This is a genomic window from Paenirhizobium cremeum, assembly GCF_022884085.1.
Classification (GTDB): Bacteria; Pseudomonadota; Alphaproteobacteria; order Rhizobiales; family Rhizobiaceae; genus Allorhizobium; species Allorhizobium cremeum.
Window position 1 is genome coordinate 25,667 of the sequence record NZ_JAGGCS010000008.1, and the last position, 16,646, is coordinate 42,312.

General features: G+C 62.7%; 15 protein-coding genes and 1 pseudogene. 7 read left to right on the forward strand and 9 right to left on the reverse strand.

Translation table 11 applies throughout. The annotated features are described in order from the left end of the window. Window positions 1–2 precede the first annotated feature (2 nt). From J5N58_RS15245 to J5N58_RS15270, 6 genes are all read right to left on the reverse strand, one after another. Window positions 3–2,045, reverse strand: a complete 2,043-nt coding sequence (locus J5N58_RS15245) for a hydantoinase/oxoprolinase family protein (RefSeq protein WP_244711477.1) — start codon at window positions 2,043–2,045, stop codon at window positions 3–5. A 91-nt stretch (window positions 2,046–2,136) separates the two neighbouring features. Further along, entirely contained in the window at window positions 2,137–2,586 is a 450-nt protein-coding gene (locus tag J5N58_RS15250) for a GNAT family N-acetyltransferase (protein WP_113340089.1), read from the reverse strand. A gap of 5 nt (window positions 2,587–2,591) precedes the next feature. Then, window positions 2,592–2,945, reverse strand: coding sequence for a cupin domain-containing protein (locus J5N58_RS15255; RefSeq protein ID WP_113446816.1), 354 nt, complete (start codon window positions 2,943–2,945; stop codon window positions 2,592–2,594). A 27-nt stretch (window positions 2,946–2,972) separates the two neighbouring features. Next, window positions 2,973–3,896 carry a 2-hydroxyacid dehydrogenase gene (locus tag J5N58_RS15260; RefSeq protein WP_244711479.1) on the reverse strand — a complete coding sequence of 308 codons (924 nt, stop codon included), beginning with the start codon at window positions 3,894–3,896 and terminating at the stop codon, window positions 2,973–2,975. Between the two features lie 22 nt (window positions 3,897–3,918). Next, window positions 3,919–5,043: an acetylornithine deacetylase gene (gene argE / locus J5N58_RS15265; RefSeq protein WP_244711482.1), complete on the reverse strand. Its 1,125-nt coding sequence runs from the start codon at window positions 5,041–5,043 to the stop codon at window positions 3,919–3,921. Window positions 5,044–5,050: 7 nt separating this feature from the next. After that, window positions 5,051–6,379, reverse strand: coding sequence for an NAD(P)/FAD-dependent oxidoreductase (locus tag J5N58_RS15270; RefSeq protein WP_113444167.1), 1,329 nt, complete (start codon window positions 6,377–6,379; stop codon window positions 5,051–5,053). A gap of 260 nt (window positions 6,380–6,639) precedes the next feature. Here J5N58_RS15270 and J5N58_RS15275 point away from each other — a divergent pair, with 260 nt between their 5' ends. After that, entirely contained in the window at window positions 6,640–7,542 is a 903-nt protein-coding gene (locus J5N58_RS15275) for a GNAT family N-acetyltransferase (protein WP_244711484.1), read from the forward strand. Here J5N58_RS15275 and J5N58_RS15280 read toward each other — a convergent pair. Together J5N58_RS15280 and J5N58_RS15285 are read right to left on the reverse strand one after the other, a co-directional pair. Continuing rightward, a pseudogene (locus tag J5N58_RS15280) lies at window positions 7,512–7,913 on the reverse strand (DDE-type integrase/transposase/recombinase); the annotation flags it as partial. The gene J5N58_RS15275 and the pseudogene J5N58_RS15280 sit on opposite strands and share 31 nt — an antisense overlap. 122 nt (window positions 7,914–8,035) lie before the next feature. Next, window positions 8,036–8,938, reverse strand: coding sequence for a LysR family transcriptional regulator (locus J5N58_RS15285; protein ID WP_112829706.1), 903 nt, complete (start codon window positions 8,936–8,938; stop codon window positions 8,036–8,038). Window positions 8,939–9,113: 175 nt separating this feature from the next. Between J5N58_RS15285 and J5N58_RS15290 the strand changes: the two genes are divergently transcribed. The 6 genes from J5N58_RS15290 (at window position 9,114) to J5N58_RS15315 (ending at window position 15,802) form a co-directional block, all read left to right on the forward strand. Then, window positions 9,114–10,205, forward strand: a complete 1,092-nt coding sequence (locus J5N58_RS15290) for a hypothetical protein (RefSeq protein WP_244711486.1) — start codon at window positions 9,114–9,116, stop codon at window positions 10,203–10,205. 113 nt (window positions 10,206–10,318) lie between these two features. Continuing rightward, window positions 10,319–11,506, forward strand: coding sequence for an MFS transporter (locus J5N58_RS15295; RefSeq protein ID WP_244711488.1), 1,188 nt, complete (start codon window positions 10,319–10,321; stop codon window positions 11,504–11,506). A 48-nt stretch (window positions 11,507–11,554) separates the two neighbouring features. Continuing rightward, a complete protein-coding gene (locus J5N58_RS15300; RefSeq protein WP_113340082.1) occupies window positions 11,555–13,042 on the forward strand; it encodes a carotenoid oxygenase family protein in 1,488 nt (495 codons plus the stop codon). 139 nt (window positions 13,043–13,181) lie between these two features. Continuing rightward, complete coding sequence (locus J5N58_RS15305) at window positions 13,182–13,844, forward strand: glutathione S-transferase family protein (protein WP_112829710.1); 663 nt, start codon at window positions 13,182–13,184, stop codon at window positions 13,842–13,844. Window positions 13,845–13,898: 54 nt separating this feature from the next. After that, complete coding sequence (locus J5N58_RS15310) at window positions 13,899–14,333, forward strand: GlcG/HbpS family heme-binding protein (RefSeq protein WP_112829711.1); 435 nt, start codon at window positions 13,899–13,901, stop codon at window positions 14,331–14,333. Between the two features lie 23 nt (window positions 14,334–14,356). Then, the gene (locus J5N58_RS15315) at window positions 14,357–15,802 is read left to right on the forward strand and encodes an aldehyde dehydrogenase (protein ID WP_244711490.1); all 1,446 of its coding nucleotides are present in this window, start codon (window positions 14,357–14,359) and stop codon (window positions 15,800–15,802) included. Window positions 15,803–15,882: 80 nt separating this feature from the next. Here J5N58_RS15315 and J5N58_RS15320 read toward each other — a convergent pair whose 3' ends face one another. Continuing rightward, window positions 15,883–16,584 (reverse strand): GntR family transcriptional regulator, encoded by a 702-nt coding sequence (locus J5N58_RS15320; RefSeq protein ID WP_113340080.1) that lies wholly within the window; start codon window positions 16,582–16,584, stop codon window positions 15,883–15,885. Between the last annotated feature and the right edge of the window lie 62 nt (window positions 16,585–16,646).

Genomic DNA, 16,646 nt, shown 5'->3' on the forward strand with positions numbered 1-16,646 from the left:
GCTCACAGCTCCGACTTGGTGATGACGAGATTTCCGAGGCGGTCGACGCAGACCTCGAAACCGGGCGGAACGACCGTGGTCGTGTCGTCTTGGGCGATGATGGCGGGTCCCTGGAATTCATGGCCGGCAGCGAGCTCTTCCCGTCGATAGACGCCGGTGACCCAGGTGCGTCCCTTGAACCAGCCCTCGACATGGAAACGCGGTTCGGCTGGTCCCGTTGCTTCCGGAGCCGGTTGCAGGACGAATTTCGGCGTCGCACCGGAGATGACGAGCCGAAGGCTCACCATCTGCACCGCGGCCGTCTCGTCGGAATGGCCGTAGAGCCTTTCGTGCTCGCGGTGGAAGGCGCCGGCGACCGCGGCCGTATCGCCAGCGGTGAGCCAGACCGTCTCGAGCGGGGTCTCGATCTCGAAGGACTGGCCGAGATAGCGCATGTCGGCCGAAAGCCGGATCTCGCCTTCCTCCGTGTGGCCCTGTGTCTTCAGCCAGTCTCGTGCTGCGTTTTCCAGGTCGGAGAAGACCGGAAGCAGCCCCGCGATGCCGGTCTCGTTCACCTCGCAATAGGTGGTGCGGATGAAGTCGTTCTTGAGGTCGGCGATCAGGCCGCCCAGCGCCGACACGACGCCCGGCGTCGGCGGCACGACGACGCCCTTCATGTCGAGTTCGCGGGCAAGGAAGCAGGCGAGCATGGCGCCGGCGCCGCCGAAGGCGAACAGGTGAAACTCCCTGGGATCGATGGCGAAACGCGAGACGAGCGCGCTCACTTCGGCATACATGCCGGAAACCGAGATATCGATGACGCTGCCCGCCAGTTCCTCGACGCTGGTCGAGAGCTGGGCGGCAAGCGGTTCAAGCGCCGCCCGCGAGGCCGCATGGTCGACGGTGACCGCGCCGTAGCCGAGCGGCATGTGGCCGATCAGGTTGGAGGCGGCCATGGCGTCGGTGATGGTCGGCCTGGTGCCGCCGCGGCCATAACAGGCCGGGCCGGGCGTCGAGCCGGCGCTTTCCGGGCCAACCTGCAGGAAGCCGAGCGGGTCCATCCAGGCGACCGAGCCGCCGCCCTGTCCGACCGAACTGACCGAGACCGAGGGGACATGGATCTGGAAGTCACCGATCAGTTCGCCGACGCCGTATTGCGCGGTGCCGTCGACGATCACCGCGACGTCAGCGCTGGTGCCGCCGATATCGAGGCTCATGATCCGGTCGAAACCGCTCGCCTTCGCCAGATAGCCGGCGCCGATGACGCCGGAGGCCGTTCCCGAAAGGATCATCTGCACGCATTCGGCCCGGGCCTGGTCGATGCCCATCACGCCGCCATTGGTCTTGGTGATGAGCAGCGGGCAGGCAACGCCACGACCGCGCAGAACGGTTTCGAAGCGGTCGAGATAATGGGCGACGCGCGGCTGCACATAGCCGCTGATGACGGCGGTGATCGTGCGCTCGTATTCGCGGATGATCGGCCATGTATCGGCCGAGGAAACGACCGGCAGGCCGGGAGCGAGACGCTCGATCATCGCCTTGACGACTCGTTCGTTCGCCGGGTTACGATAGGAATGGAGGAAGGAGATGACGATACCCTTGCAGCCGGCGGCAAGCGCCTCTTTGACCGCGCGGGCGACATCGTTCTCCCGGGGTGCCTCTGCGATCTCGCCGGTCGCCAGCGTACGTTCCGCGATCCCGAACACCCGGTCGCGACGGATCAGCGGTTCGGGCCGGACGGAATAGAGATTGTGGATCTGCGGGATCTTGAGGCGCGCGATTTCCAGCACGTCCTCGAAATTGCGGGTGGTGAAGAGCGCGATGTCATGGCCGTTGCGCTGGATCACGGTGTTGACGCCGACCGTGGTGCCATGGGTGAAATAGGCGATCTCGGCGGCGTCCATGCCGTCGCGCGCCTTCAGCGTATCGAGCGCGAGCAGGATTTCCTCGCCGGGCGCATCCGGTCTCGAAAACACCTTCAGCGTCGAAAGCCTCCCCGTGTCCTCGTTCAGCACCGCGAAGTCCGTGAAGGACCCGCCGACATCCACACCGATCCGATAAGTCATGCCGTTCTCCTGTCGTTGGCATGACTGTCGCATCGGCTATATGACACCACCACCGAATTTCGATGAGGAATCCATAACCACTGGTTATGTCCTATTCGGGTTTGGGCACCGTCATGTAATATTCGGGATGGGGTGCCGGCCGGTAGCCGGCCTTCTCGTAGACGGCATGGGCGTCCTTCGTCGCGAGCATCCAGCTCGTGACGGTGGCAAGTTCCGGATGATTACGGATCTCCAGCGCCAGCCATGAGGCAAGACCCTGACCGCGATGGGCGGGCAGGGTGAAGACGTCGCGCAGATAGGCGAACACGGCGTAATCCGTCACCAGCCGGCCGAAGGCGGCAAGCGTGCCGTCCGGGGCGTAGATGGCCACCGGCAGGGAGCCTTCCAGCGCCCTTTCCAGCTGCTCGAAGGTGAGGTTGCGCGCCCAGTAGGACTCGTTGACGAGGAAGCGATGAACCTCGACCGGATCGAACCGGCTCCGATCCGTGCTCAGCGTATACCCCTTGCGGGACGCCTCGAAGATGACCTTGTCGCGCAACATCGCAATCACATGACCGTAACGTAGATTTTCCGAACGGTTTCTATCGTCTTCCAGACGCCGATGAAACCCGGCTTCATGACGAAGCTGTCACCGGCCTTGTAGACGACTGGCTCGCCGCCTTCCGGGGTGATTTCGACGACGCCAGAGATGATGTGGCAGAACTCGAAGGTCTCGCCCTTGATCGAGCGCGTTTCGCCCGGCGTCGCTTCCCATACGCCGGTATGGATCATCTCGCCGCGGGCGACATCCTGCGCCCAGGTCTTGAAGGAGGGATTGCCGGCAATCAGGCGTTCCGGCAGCGGGCCGGATTCGCGCGGTGCGGAGGAGGGATTGGTGTCGATAGTCTTGAGCAGGGACATGTTCTTCCTTTCGGGGGGAGGGGGAAATCAGTAGCCTCGGGTCCGGTCCACGAGCCCGATGGGGTCGAGGCCGGCTTTGTAGCGCCTGACGTTCTCGACGACGGCGCGGGCGGCGGTTTCGGGTTGCGTGACGCTCGCGACATGCGGGGTCAGCAGGATTTTCGGATGCGACCAGAAGGCATGGCCGGCCGGAAGCGGCTCGGGATCGGTGACGTCGATCACCGCACCGGAAAGATGTCCCTCGTCGAGGGCCGCGATCAGCGCATCATGCTCGAGTTGCGGTCCGCGCCCGACATGAACGAGGCCCGCGCCCGCCGGCAGCTGGCGGAAAAGATCGGCATCGAGAAAGCCGCGGGTCTCCGGCGTCAGCGGCAGCAGGCAGACGAGAATGTCGGTTTCCGCCAGCATCGCCGCAAGCCCGGACTTGCCGCTGTGGCAGGTGACGCCTTCGATTTCGCGCGGGCTGCGGCTCCAGCCGGCAAGCGGAAAGCCAAAGGGTTTCAAACGCTCCAGCACAGCGGTGCCGAGCATGCCGAGGCCGAGCACGCCGATACGTCGCTCGCCTGCCTGTGACTGCGCCAGCATCCGCCACGTCTGGTGGCGCTGCTGGTCGAGATAGGCTGGAAGGTTGCGATGAAGGGCAAGCACCGCCATCGTCACATATTCCTGCATCATGCGCACGATGCCATCTTCGACCATGCGAACCACCTTCACATGCGGCGGCACGGCGTCGATGCGGAACTGGTCCACGCCGGCGCCTATGGAAAAGAGGATTTCCAGATTGCGATAGCTCGCCAGGTTTTCCGGAACCGTCCATGTGATGAGGTAGCGCACCGCATCCGGGTCGACGGTCGCCGGGTCCATCGAGAACGGCACGTCGGGCAGATCGCGCGCGAAGGCTTCGGCGAAGATCGCGCCGCGTTTTGCATCGGAGTTGAACAGAAACGTCATTTCGGTCGCATCCCCTCGTTCGTCAGGCCCGGCAGCGGGCGGCAAGCGCGCCGATCATCGCCCGGCAGGACTGCAGTTCCTCGATCAGGATGAATTCGTCGGGCTTGTGGGCGCGGCCGATATCGCCCGGACCGCAAATGATGGCGTCAATGCCGGCCGCCTGGAACAATCCGGCCTCGGTGCCGTAGCTAACCGCCGCGAGCGGAGGCGTTGCCGTCAGTTCCTCCAGCAGGCGGGCTAGCGCCGCATCTGCCGGGAGCGACAGCGCCGGATAACTGCTGGTCTCGACCCAATCGATAGCAAAGCCGCGCGAGGAAAGGGCGCTGGCGGCTGCCTTCACCGGCGTAAGCAGGGCCGTCGGATCGACGCCGGCAATGGCGCGGGCCTCGAGTTCGGCGACGCAGCGGTCGGGAATGATGTTGACGGCCTGGCCGCCGTTGATCGTGCCGACCTGAAGCGACGAATAAGAAGGTTCGAAAGCCGCGTCGAACGGCCCCTGCGTCAGCCGCTCGGCCTCCTCGACGGCGGTCGTCAGGATGGAGGCCATGGCATGCACGGAGTTGAGGCCGAGATCGGGACGCGAGGAGTGGCCGGAGCGGCCGCCGATGGTGACATGCGCTGCCGCCTTGCCCTTGTGAGCGAGGATCGCGCGCATGTTGCTCGGCTCGCCGATAATGGCGCCGGCAGGCGTCGCGCAGAGTTCCGGGAGCTTCGCGAGCATATGCGGCACGCCGCGGCAGCCGGCCTCCTCGTCATAGGAAAAAGCGAAATGGATCGGCTGCGCCAGCGGTGCCGCCGCGATCTCGGGAACGGCGGCGAGCACGGCCGCAAGAAAGCCCTTCATGTCGGAGGTGCCACGGCCGAAAAGGCTGCTGCCCTCGGCCCGCAGGCGGAAGGGATCGGATGTCCATTCGGGTTCGCCGGCCGGAACGACATCCATATGGCCTGAGAGCACGTAGCCGGGCACATCGGCCGGACCGATGGTGGCGAAGAGATTGGCGCGGTCGCCTTCCGGTCCGTCCAGCACATGGACGCGCGCGCCATGGCTTTCGAGATAATCCCGCACCCAGCCGACGATCGCGCCGTTCGGTGTTCCGACGACGGAGGGGAAGGCGATGAGGCGTTCGAGGATTTCCGTGGTCTGCATCGTCACCTCACAGCATGCCCGGCTTGCCGAGATCGGTGCCGTCGATCATGCGTTCATAGCGATAGGGTTTCGGGTCGACGCAAGGCTTGTCTCCGCGAACGAGATCCGCCGCCAGTTGGCCGGCCGCCGGGCCGATGCCAAAGCCGTGGCCGCTGAAGCCGGACGCGATGAACAGCCCGGGCTGCGACGCGACGGATGAGATGACCGGAATGGCGTCGGGTGTCGAGTCGACCATGCCGCCCCAGCTTTCGGCCACCCTGATGCCCGCAAGCGCCGGATAGATCTCCTGAAGCTTCCGCAAGCCCTTGGCCACCAGATGGGCATCCGGCTTCGGATCGAGAATGCGGGTGCGCTCGAAGGGCGAAATTCCGTCGGCGCTCCAGCGGATGATTGCCTCCGGCCCATCGAGGAACTGCCTGCCGATGCCGAAGGTCAGTCCCTTGCGGCGAAGCTTGAAGGTCGGCCAGAACGGCTTCGCCTGCAGCAGCCCATAAGGGGTGATCTGCAATTGACCCTGACCGCTGAGGCCGACCGTATAGCCGCCGTCCAGCCGGCGGCGCAGCGTGACGTCCTGCATGGATACGCCGCCCTCGGTCACGGCCGGAGCCGCCATCGTATAGAAGGAGGTCGATTTCACCGAGGCTTGCAGGAACCTGAAGCCGTGGTGGCGCAGGAACATGCCGCTCCAGGCGCCGCCGGCGACCACGACCGCGGAGCAGTGGATCAGCCCCTGTTCGGTGACGACGCCCGAGACGCGGCCGGCGGTGGTTTCAAAGGCGCGAGCGGCGCAGTTCTCGACGATCACGGCGCCGGCGCGTTGCGCGGCGCGGGCCATGGCCGGAACCGCAAGCTGCGGCTCGGCGCGGCCATCGGTCGGGGAGTGCACACCGCCGCGCCATGTGCGGCTGTTGCCCGGCAGCCGGGCGGAAACCTCCGTGCCCGAGAGCATGCGGGTATCGACCCCGAAGCCATGGGCAATCTTGCCCCACTTTTCCCAGGTGGCGATGTCAGCGTCATTGTTGGAGGCATAGACGAGGCCGCTGCGCACGAAACCGGTTTCCTCGCCGGTCTCCGCATTCAGCGTTTCCCATATGCGGATGGCAAGCTGGGCAAGCGGCAGTTCGCGCGGGTCGCGGTTCTGCTGGCGGCACCAGCCCCAGTTCCGGCTCGACTGTTCGGCCGAGACGCGTCCCTTCTCGATGACGGCGACGGAGGTTCCGCGTCGGGCCAGATGCCAGGCGGTCGCGATGCCCGCCATGCCGCCGCCGAGGATGACCACATCGGCCTGGGGCGGGATCCTTGCGGTACTGTCGATGGAAGGAAGGGGAGGCGTCATGCTCGAACTCTTCATTCGTGGCTGCGGGCGGTCGAAAAGGCCCCCGACGGTTGTTTCTGCCCATGAAGCTTAAAGGCGGGGCGCCCGATTGCATGCCGAAAGCGGACTTGTTTTGGTGGATTGTTGTGTATGCTCGGCGCTCTCAAGCAATTTGTGTCGATGACGCCGGCGTATTCTTCGGGAAACTCAGTGAGATGCCGAATTCACCGGGTCGCGCGGCGCGGTACCGGAATGAACGGCACGGGAAAGGGAGATGGCGAATGGAACCCTCGGCGTCCGAGTCTCTGTTGGTCGATACATTTCAGGCGCGGATGGTCGATATCCACGACGCCAGTCTGGAACAGTTGCATGCCCTTTCCATCGCGGTCGGCTGGCCGCATCGGGCGGATGACTGGCAGTTCCTCAGGGAAATGGGTCAAGGGTTCGTGGCGCTGGACGAGATCGACCGTATCCTCGGCTCGGCCATGTGGTTCTCCCATGGCGACAGCTTCGCCACGGTCGGCATGGTCATCTCTTCCCCAAGGCTGCAGACCAACGGTACCGGCAACTGGCTGATGCAGCGGGTCCTGGCCGAGTGCAAGGAACGCGGACTTCGCCTCAATGCCACGCGCGCGGCGCGCCGTCTTTACCAGTCGCTCAACTTCGCGCCGGAAAAGACCGTCTACCAGTGTCAGGGCGAGGCAACGCGGCCGGCGACACCTGTGCCGCTTCCCGGGGGGGCGACGATTTCAACCCTGGGTCCCGAGCACCTGAACCGGGCGATCGAACTCGACGCCCGAGCCTTTGGCGTCGAGCGGCGTGTGCTGATGGAAAAGCTTTTCGAGCAATCCGTCGGCTACGGTCTCTTCCGTGAAGGCCGGCTCGAGGCCTTCGCCCTGTGTCGCCATTTCGGCCGGGGTCATGTCGTCGGCCCTGTTGTCGCCGGCGATGACGAGGATGCGATCGCCGTGGTCCAGCCGCATGTGCTCGACCACGAAGGCGCGTTCCTGAGGCTCGATACCCATCGGGACGGTGGCGCTTTCGCCACCTTCCTCTCCCATGCCGGCCTGCCGGTATTCGACACGGTGCTGACCATGTCGCTCTCCCATGGCAAAGCGGTCCCTCCGGTCGCGACATCCGAGGGACCTAAGACCTATGGCCTCGTCAGCCAGGCGCTCGGCTGAAACAGGCCGCCGGCCGCGGCATTCCACTGCGCCTTGCGCGGATCCGATGAATGTGGATGACGAGGGCTGAGCGTTTCTGGTGCGGCGGGACGAAGAGATTTCGGACTGCTGAAATGACTGAGATGAAACGTTGCAAGGCGCCGGCAGATCGAAATCCCTGCATCATTGGTTCCCTTTTTCGAAGGGACAGCCGACATCACGTCGCGTCTTGCCGCTCCATATGAGCGCAGCTTGTCGGTGAAGATCCGCTTCGGCGCCAAGCCTTGCTTCTTCAGCAGCCCGACCAGCAATCGCTTGGAAGCCTTGCTATCGCGCCGCGCCCGGGCGATCTCGTCGAGAACATAACCGTCCTGGTCAACGGCACGCCTGAGACGGCATCACACTGCAATTTTCAGGAACGAGCGGGTCGAGATCCAGGAGGCCGACAAACCTGATAATCCTTCGATTGTTGTCGATATTGCCGCCTGCTTCACCTGCGCGTGCTATTCAGTTTTCAAGATCCAGCCATCTGGACCTCCGTCCGTAGCCATCGGTGCGCTGGATCCTCATCCAGATAGCGTGGCCAGACCATGACCTCACAGAGCGGTTGCATTTCGAAGGGTGCCGGAAACAGAGCAATCGGGAAACGCTTTGCCATCTCCTCTGCCATGCGCCGATGCATGGTCACGATCCGTCCCGTACCGATGACCAGCAAGGGCGCGATGCTGAACTGGTCCACCGTGCATTCGACACGTCGTTGACGACCGTAGCGCGGGAGGAACCATTCCTCGAAGGCAAGGCTCGCTTGGTTGCCGAGCCGTATGGAGATATGGCCTCGATCGAGATACTCCTCCATCGTCAACTTCGTGAGACCTTTAGCATGTTCTGCACACATCATGCAGACATGCTCATCCCGCAGAACTTCGATTTGAGGATGTTGCAGCCGGCTCGCATATTGCTCGGGGATGATTAGCATATCGATGGTTCCCCGCTCGAAGGCTTCCAAGACATCGACCGGCGTCCGCCGGATATCCAGCCGCATGCCCGGCGCGCTGGCAGCGAGACGCCGAACGGCCTCTGCCAGGAGAACATCGAGCATGTAGTCAGACGCGGCGACCGAAAAAGTCCGAGAAATGGCAGCGGGTTCGAAGATCGGCCGGATCGAAATGGCAGAACGTGTCCGCATCAGGGCATCGCGCACTGGACCGATCAGGCTCTGCGCCAGTGGCGTTAGCTCCATTCGTCGGCCGACCTGCACCAGAAGCGCATCACCGAAATAATCCCTGAGGCGAGCAAGCGCTGCGCTGGTCGCCGATTGGCCGATGCAAAGACGCTCGCTGGCACGCGTGACACTGCGTTCATCGAGCAGGGCATCGAGGGCCACGAGGAGATTCAGATCGAACCGATCCAGACGCATACGTTATGACCTCCAGCCATGTATTAACGCCATCGATACATGGAATGAATCTAATCTGATTTTCATTTCTTTGACAGACGTTAATTTTTCCCCGTCGCCCCGGCACTGGAGGATGGTGCCGCGGCTTGGAAAGAACCGATCAAGCGGCTTTCCTGGACTATCAAGTGGAGGGGAAATGAACATTTCGCGTTGGGCGGCTGTTGCCGCCGTTTCATTCTTGTCGACAGATGCCTTCGGCGCCGATGGCGACCAAGGGGGTGGTCAGCCACCGGCATCTGCCGTTGCTTTGTCCACTCTGGGAAATGCCGGCCTGCTCAGGTCGTATTTCGAAAGCGATCAGTTCGGTTCGGTCCAGTGGCGGGTCGGTCAAGGCCGCGTCACGATTGGCGCGGCCGAAACCTCAGGCCTGCCGGACAGCCACTATCAGGACGGCACGACCGACACCGTCGTGCCCCTGAATTTCATATTCGGCTTGCCGGGCGGTCAATCCGCAATTCGTCTCGGCGTGAGGGGCACGTTCTCGAATGGTGCCAGTTACCCCGTGGAACTCGACGGTGGGACCGGTCGGGCGGATCTGCAATATCTCTATTTTCCAGATGCCCGCACGATGTGGGGGGTGGGAGGCTTCTACGAACAAACCGATCTCGACATTGAAGGGTCCGGGTCTGTCAAGCGATCAGCGGGTGGCATTCGCGCTGATTTTCTGGACGAGTTCAGCGAGCATTGGGGTGTCGCCGCAAGGGCGGAGTATTCTTGGGGCGAGTCTGATCTCAAGGTCAATGTCGGTCCGGGCCTCGTCATGGAGCACAAGCAGGGAGACGACCATCTCTACACGCAGGCCGAACTGATTGGGCAGTATCGCAGCGAGGATTTCGCGATCGTCCCGGAAAACTGGGTTTTCCATCCGGTGCTTGGCATCCAGTTCCAGCGCAGCTTCATCGAGTCGACCGCCAACAGTTTCGGCGCCGTGTCGTCGGGCGTCGTCGGCTCGACCGAGGACTATGGCACGGCCTGGGCGCACATGCGGCTCGAAAAGGAAGTCCCGCCCGGCGGCTGGTCACCCAATTTCCTTCTCGGCGTCGAGCAGGAGTTCGTCAACGATCTCGACGTCGTTGTCGAAGAACCGACCTATGCCGTTTTCGGGGCAGGCATTTCCAAGACCTTCGGTCGGGGGAAACGGTTCGAGGTGTCCTATACCCGCCATCAGGGACTGGAAGGAAACCGGTGGAACGAGGCCATCGTCGGTACGCTGACGATGAGCTTTTGAAAGTTTGACAAGGCTGCCGCTCTTCGAGCGGTGGCCAACATCGAAGGGAGCCGCGCCATGGGCAGGAGACGGCGTGGAGGCAACGGGAACGATCAGCGTTCCGGGAGGATGCAATGACGAAACTGAACAGCTGGAGTGGTCAAGCGACCCTGAGCGTCGGCCACATGGCCGGCATGATCGACCTGGCGGCCTTGCCGCTATGGATCGGCAGCCTGATGAAATTCTATGGACTGGCGGCACCGCAGGCCGGGCTGACGGTAACCGCCTTTCTGGCTGCGGTGGTCGTTTCGAGTGTCATATTCGCGCCGATGTTCACCCGGTTGAGGCATCGCCTGTTCGCGTGTCTCGGCTATTGCATGGCCGGCTGCGCCTTCCTGGTCGCGTCATGGCAACCAGTGTCACCGGACAGTCTTGTCAATTTCATGCTCCTGCATGCGGTGGCCGGCTTCGGCGTCGGCGCGGCGCTTTCTGTCACCCACGGGGCCATGGGACGCTCGGCCAACCCGCATCGCCTGTTCGGTATTGCCAACGTGGCGATGGGCATTCTGGCCGTTATCATGTTTGCGATTCTGCCGGGCATCATCGCCGCCTACGGCGGACAGACCATCTTTCGAGCCTTTGCCATCACCATGGCTTTCAGTGCCGTCGTGGCGCTGCTGTTCTTCCCCGAGGTGCCGCAGGCTGAAGCGCCGGTGTCGGGCAAACAGGCGGTAATCGTAAAGAAGCCTCTCTCCAAGGCCGCCTGGCTGACGATTGGCACCATCGTCTGCATCGCGCTCAACCAGGCAATGGTTTTCGCCTTCGTGGAGCGGATCGGTGACATGCGCGATTTCGGCGAAGGCGCCGTCCAGAACGTCCTGATCGTCACCGGTTTCGTCAACCTTTTGCCGGGCCTTCTCGCCGCCGTGCTGCAAAAGAAGTTCGCGCCGGCCGATGTCGGCATCGCCGGCCCCATCCTTCAGGCGGTATTTGCACTCTCCGTGACCGGAGCAACGACCTACGCCTTCTTCGCGGTTCCTGCGACGCTCTACGTTGCGCTGGTGATCTTCACTCACACCTTCATGTTCGGTCTTCTGAGCCGCGTCGATGAGACCGGACGCGCCGTCGCCGCAACACCCGCGATGATGATGATCGGCTCCGCTGCCGGACCAGCACTCGGCGGTTTCATCGTCGCCGGTGTGGGGTATCCCGGTCTCGGCTGGGCCGTCACCGGATTTGCTCTCGTTGCGGTGATTTTCATGTTGATGACCCGTCGCGAGCTTGCGCGCCAACCAGAACAGGTGGCGGTCGCTGCCATCTGATTTCAAATCCTCCCAAAACTTGAGAACTGCCAAAGATTGGAGTTTGACATGAACCAGCACACAAATTTGAAGCCCGGCCTGCAGTTTCCGGATGACGTCGTGTTCAACGGCTATGCCGCGCCGGTACGGATCGAAGGCCAAGTGCACGATCTTGAAGTCATCGGCCGGATCCCGCCGGAACTGGAAGGAATGTATATCCGCAACAGCGCCGACCACACTTACCCGCCATTGCATGGCAAGGACATCTTCCTAAACGGCGACGGCATGGTCCACTCTGTTCGCATCCAGAACGGCCATGCGGATCTCACCATGCGCTATGTCCGCACCCGCAAGTTCCAGCTAGAGCGTGAGGCCCGGCGCGCCCTGTTCGGCGCCTACCGCAATCCCTTCACCGACAGCCCGGAAGTGGAGGGCGAAGATGCCAATACGGCGAACACCTCCATCTTGTGGCACCATGGCAAGCTTTACGCCCTTAAGGAATCCGGGCGCCCCTATGAACTCGATCCCAACGACCTGACGACGCGTGGCGAGGTGGACTTCGGCGGCCAGCTGAAGAGCCGTACCTTCACGGCCCATCCGAAGATCGATCCCATCACCGGAGAATGCGTGGCCTTCGCCTACAATTGTGAAGGTGTCGCCAGCGACGAGATCGAGGTCTACACAATCGACAGGGCAGGCCAGTTCACGCGCACGGAGCGCTTCAAGGCCCCCTATTGCTCGATGGTTCACGACTTCCTGGTGTCGCGCAATTTCATCGCATTCGTGATTTGCCCGATGGTCTGTGAATGGGATCGTGTGAAGCGCGGCGAATCCTATTGGCACTGGGACAGCCACAAGGAGACGTACATCGCCGTTATCCCGCGAGACCGGGGGGTATCCGCCATCCGCTGGTACACGGCGCCAAAGGTCGCCATGCAGACTCATACCTTCAACGCCTGGGATGATGGAAGTCGGCTGGTGCTCGATCATTTCGTCAACGAATCCGGCTGGCTCAGCCAGTTCCCGGATATCCATAACCCGCATGCGCATGAACTGCCGCCGTTCGGCGAACGCTGGATTGTCGACCTCTCCACGCAGGGGGGCGACGTCAAGGTGGAGCGCTTCATCGACCACATCGGCGAGATGCCGGTGGTCGATTCTCGCTTCTCAATGCGCCGCACCCGCCATTACTGGTTCGGCACCAATCATCCGGAAAAATGGCCGATGCTGCAGCCCGGTCCAAAGGGCCCTCCCTTCACCTGCCTCGGCCATTTCGACGAGGAAATGGGCAAGATCGAGCTCTTCTATGCCGGTCCCGACGCCTCGCCGGAAGAACCCTGCTTCGTGCCGCGTAGCGCGGACGCGGAAGAAGGCGACGGCTGGTTGATGACGATGGTCGGTCGTCGCGCCGAGAACCGCACGGACCTCGTCATCCTCGATGCACGCAATCTGGCCAAAGGTCCGGTCGCCATCCTGAAGTTCCCATGCCGCGTGCATGAGGGCTTCCACGGCATCTGGGTGCCGGGCACCGCGCTGGGCTCGGATCGGGGCTTCTAGGCCGCTTCCGGTTCATGCGCCAACCTCGGCTGGCGCATGAACTCAGGATCTGTTGGCTGTGATTTGGCGCAGGATGCTTGACCCCAATATCGGGCATGGGCCCGGCACTGACTGACCCACTCTTGAAGGATGGCATGAGATGATTACGCTTTACGGCGACGTGACGAAAACGCGCGCAAACAGATGTAGCTGGATGCTGAACGAGATCGGGATCGAGCATTCCCGTGTGCCGCTCGCCTTCCGGCCCGGCGAAACCAGGCCACCGGAATTCCTGGCTCTCAATCCCAACGGCAAATGCCCGACCCTCGTCGACGGCGACTTCGTGCTGTTCGAATCGCTGGCGATCAACCTCCATCTGGCGCGACGGTATGGCGGCCTGCTCGGGCCGCAAACCCCGGAGGAAGATGCGCTGATGGCACAATGGTCGCTCTGGGTTGCGACAGAAGTGGAAAAGCCGCTGCTTTTGACATCTGCCGCCAGATACCTTTTCGCGCCTTGCGAGCCGGGAGGGGAAGAGGAGGCCATTGCGTTGAAGAAGCTTGCCCGCCCTTGGTCGGTTCTGGATGCGCATCTGAGAGATCGAGACTTCATTATCGGGGACAGGCTGACGGTAGCCGATATCAATGTCGCCGCCGTAATGCATTTCATCCCCATCGCGGGCGTGGACGTGTCACACTGGCCGGCGATGAAGCGCTGGCTGGAAGCCTGCCTTGAGCGTCCTGCCGCAATCGACCTGAGGAGTGTGGACTTCCGTGTTCCCAGACCCTCGACCTCGCGGGATGTCTTCGCGATGTTCCTTTGATTCCACCGCCTGTGCGGCGCAGATAGCCCCTCAATTCACGGAGTTTGTAAGATCATGCTGCCTCTGTCCAAGGCCAACCAGATCATCGATTTAGCGCTTGAAAAGGCGAGGGCGGAGAACTTCGCGCCTCTGGCGGTCGCAGTCCTCGACGCCGGTGGCCACTTGGTCGCCTACAAGCGCGAGGATGGCGCCGGTATCATTCGTTTCGACATCGCTTTCGGCAAAGCCTGGGGATCGCTCGGCATGGGTTTCGGTTCGCGCGAACTGACGGAACGTGCGGAGAAAAACGCGACCTTTATCGGTGTGCTCTCGACCGTGAGCGGCGGGCGAATGGTGCCGTCACCGGGGGGCGTCCTGATCCTCGACGACAACCGTATCGTCGTGGGGGCCGTGGGAATATCGGGAGACGTTGGTGGCAACGACGAAATCTGTGCCGTGGCCGGCATCGAGCTGTCGGGCTATGCGGCGGCCACCGGTATTCCGAAATAACAACAAAATACGGAGGATCGAACATGAAGATTGAATTGCTGATCGACGGCAAGCAACGGTTCGCGGAAGGCTGCCGGAGCTATGATCGTCTGGATCCGGTCACGGGCGAGGTGGCCACCACTGCGGCGGCGGCGAGTGTCGCCGACGTCAGGCTTGCCGTCGAATCGTCTGCCCGTGCCTTCGAGACATGGTCCAAAACGGGGCCTGGGGAGCGGAGAAAGCTCTTGATGAAGGCTGCGGACATCATGGATGCCAAGGCCGGGGATTTCATCGCGGCGATGATTTCCGAGACGGGTGCGACGAGCCTCTGGGCGGGCTTCAACGTCAAGCTCGCAGCCGGGATGATCCGTGAGGCCGCCGCTCTCGTGACCCAGATCGGCGGCGAAATCATCCCGTCCGACAAGCCGAATACGCTTGCCATGGGCGTACTGAAGCCGAAGGGCGTCTGCCTTGGGATCGCGCCCTGGAACGCGCCGGTCATTCTCGGCACGCGCGCTGTCGCTGTGCCGATTGCCTGCGGGAACACGGTGGTGCTCAAGGCCTCCGAACTCTGCCCGGCGACCCATCGTCTGATCGGCGAGTGCTTCGCCGAAGCCGGCATGCCAGAGGGTGTCCTCAATGTCGTCACCAACAAACCGGAAGAGGCAGCCGAGATCGTTGAAGCGCTGATTGCCGATCCGCGCGTACGCCATGTCAATTTTACCGGTTCTTCGAAGGTTGGGCGGATCATCGGCCGGCTCGCCGGCGAACACCTCAAGCCGTCGCTGCTCGAACTCGGCGGCAAGGCGCCGCTGGTCGTCCTCGACGACGCCGATATCGACGGTGCGGTCAATGCGGCAATCTTCGGTGCGTTCATGAATCAGGGCCAGATCTGCATGTCGACCGAACGGATCATCGTCGATGAGAAGATCGCCGACGAGTTCGTCACAAAGCTGGCTGCGCGCGCGGCAACGCTTCCTGCCGGAAATCCGCGTGAGCATGTGGTGCTTGGTGCGCTGGTGACGCCGGAGGCGGCCTTGAGGATGGAGACGATCATGGCGGATGCGACGGCCAAGGGCGCCAGGATCGTTGCCGGTGGCAAGCGCGACGGCGCCATTGTCGAAGCGACCGTCATCGACCACGTTACCCCCGACATGACGATCTATTCGGAAGAGTCGTTCGGGCCGGTCAAACCGGTCATCCGTGTGAAGGGCGAGGCTGAGGCGATCCGTATCGCCAACGACACCGAATACGGATTGTCGTCGGCCGTCTTCAGCCGCGATGTCCAGAGGGCCATGCGCGTAGCCGACCAGATCCAGTCGGGTATCTGCCACATTAATGGCCCGACCGTCTCCGACGAGCCACAAATGCCTTTCGGCGGCGTCAAGGCCTCCGGCTATGGTCGCTTTGGCGGCAAGGCCGGGATTGCCGAGTTCACCGACCTGCGCTGGGTGACGATCGAAGACGCCCGGCAGCATTATCCGTTCTGATCCGCTGGCCGGGGTGGCCCGGACGCGGGCACCCTGCCAGCGCCGGATCGGCGCGGGCGATGCTGGCCTTGCACGCCCAGTCAGCTGGTTCCATCGGCCTGCAGGTCGGCCCTGATGAATTCGGCCGTCTGCTCGTAGTGTCGCTGCAACAAACGCACGGCTTCTTCCGTATCGTGTTCGAGAACCGCCTTTGCGATGTCGGCATGTTCCTGGCTGACCTTGCGCACCCGGAATGCCTTGCGGCTGGAGAGCGCGCGATAGCGGTTGAGGCGATCCGCCAGCTGCTCGCAGAAGCCGATCAACGGGCGCGAGCCGCAGCCGCCGATCAGAAGCGCGTGAAAGGCCCGGTGCAGCCGCTCCCATTCCGGATTGCTTTCGAAACGGTCCGGATTGAGCGAGCGGGGTGCCCGGTCCAGCCGGTGATGCGCGACGAGAAGGGCTTCCTCCCACGCCGGGTTGGAGTTTGCGATTGACTCGCGCAGGGCAAGCCCCTCGACCCAGCATCGGGTTTTCGTCAACTCCCCCAGCTCTTCCAGGCTGATCGGTTTGACGAAGAATCCGCGTTGCTCTTTGCCGATCACCAGGTCCTCGGTGGTGAGCCTGTTCAGCGCCTCGCGCAAGGGCGTCTGTCCCGCCTCGTAATGCTCCATCAGAAAACGCAGCTGCAGCTTGCGGCCTGGCTCAAGCCGCGCCGAGAGGATATCGGCCTTCAGCCGCTCGTAGATGCTCGTGGCAAGCGTAGCGGGGCTATCCAGTCCCTTGTTCAGCGCATCGACGTTCATGTGGCTCCCACCGGTCAAATCGGTTTTTATATACACGAATATATCGAAATCTCAAAATTTAT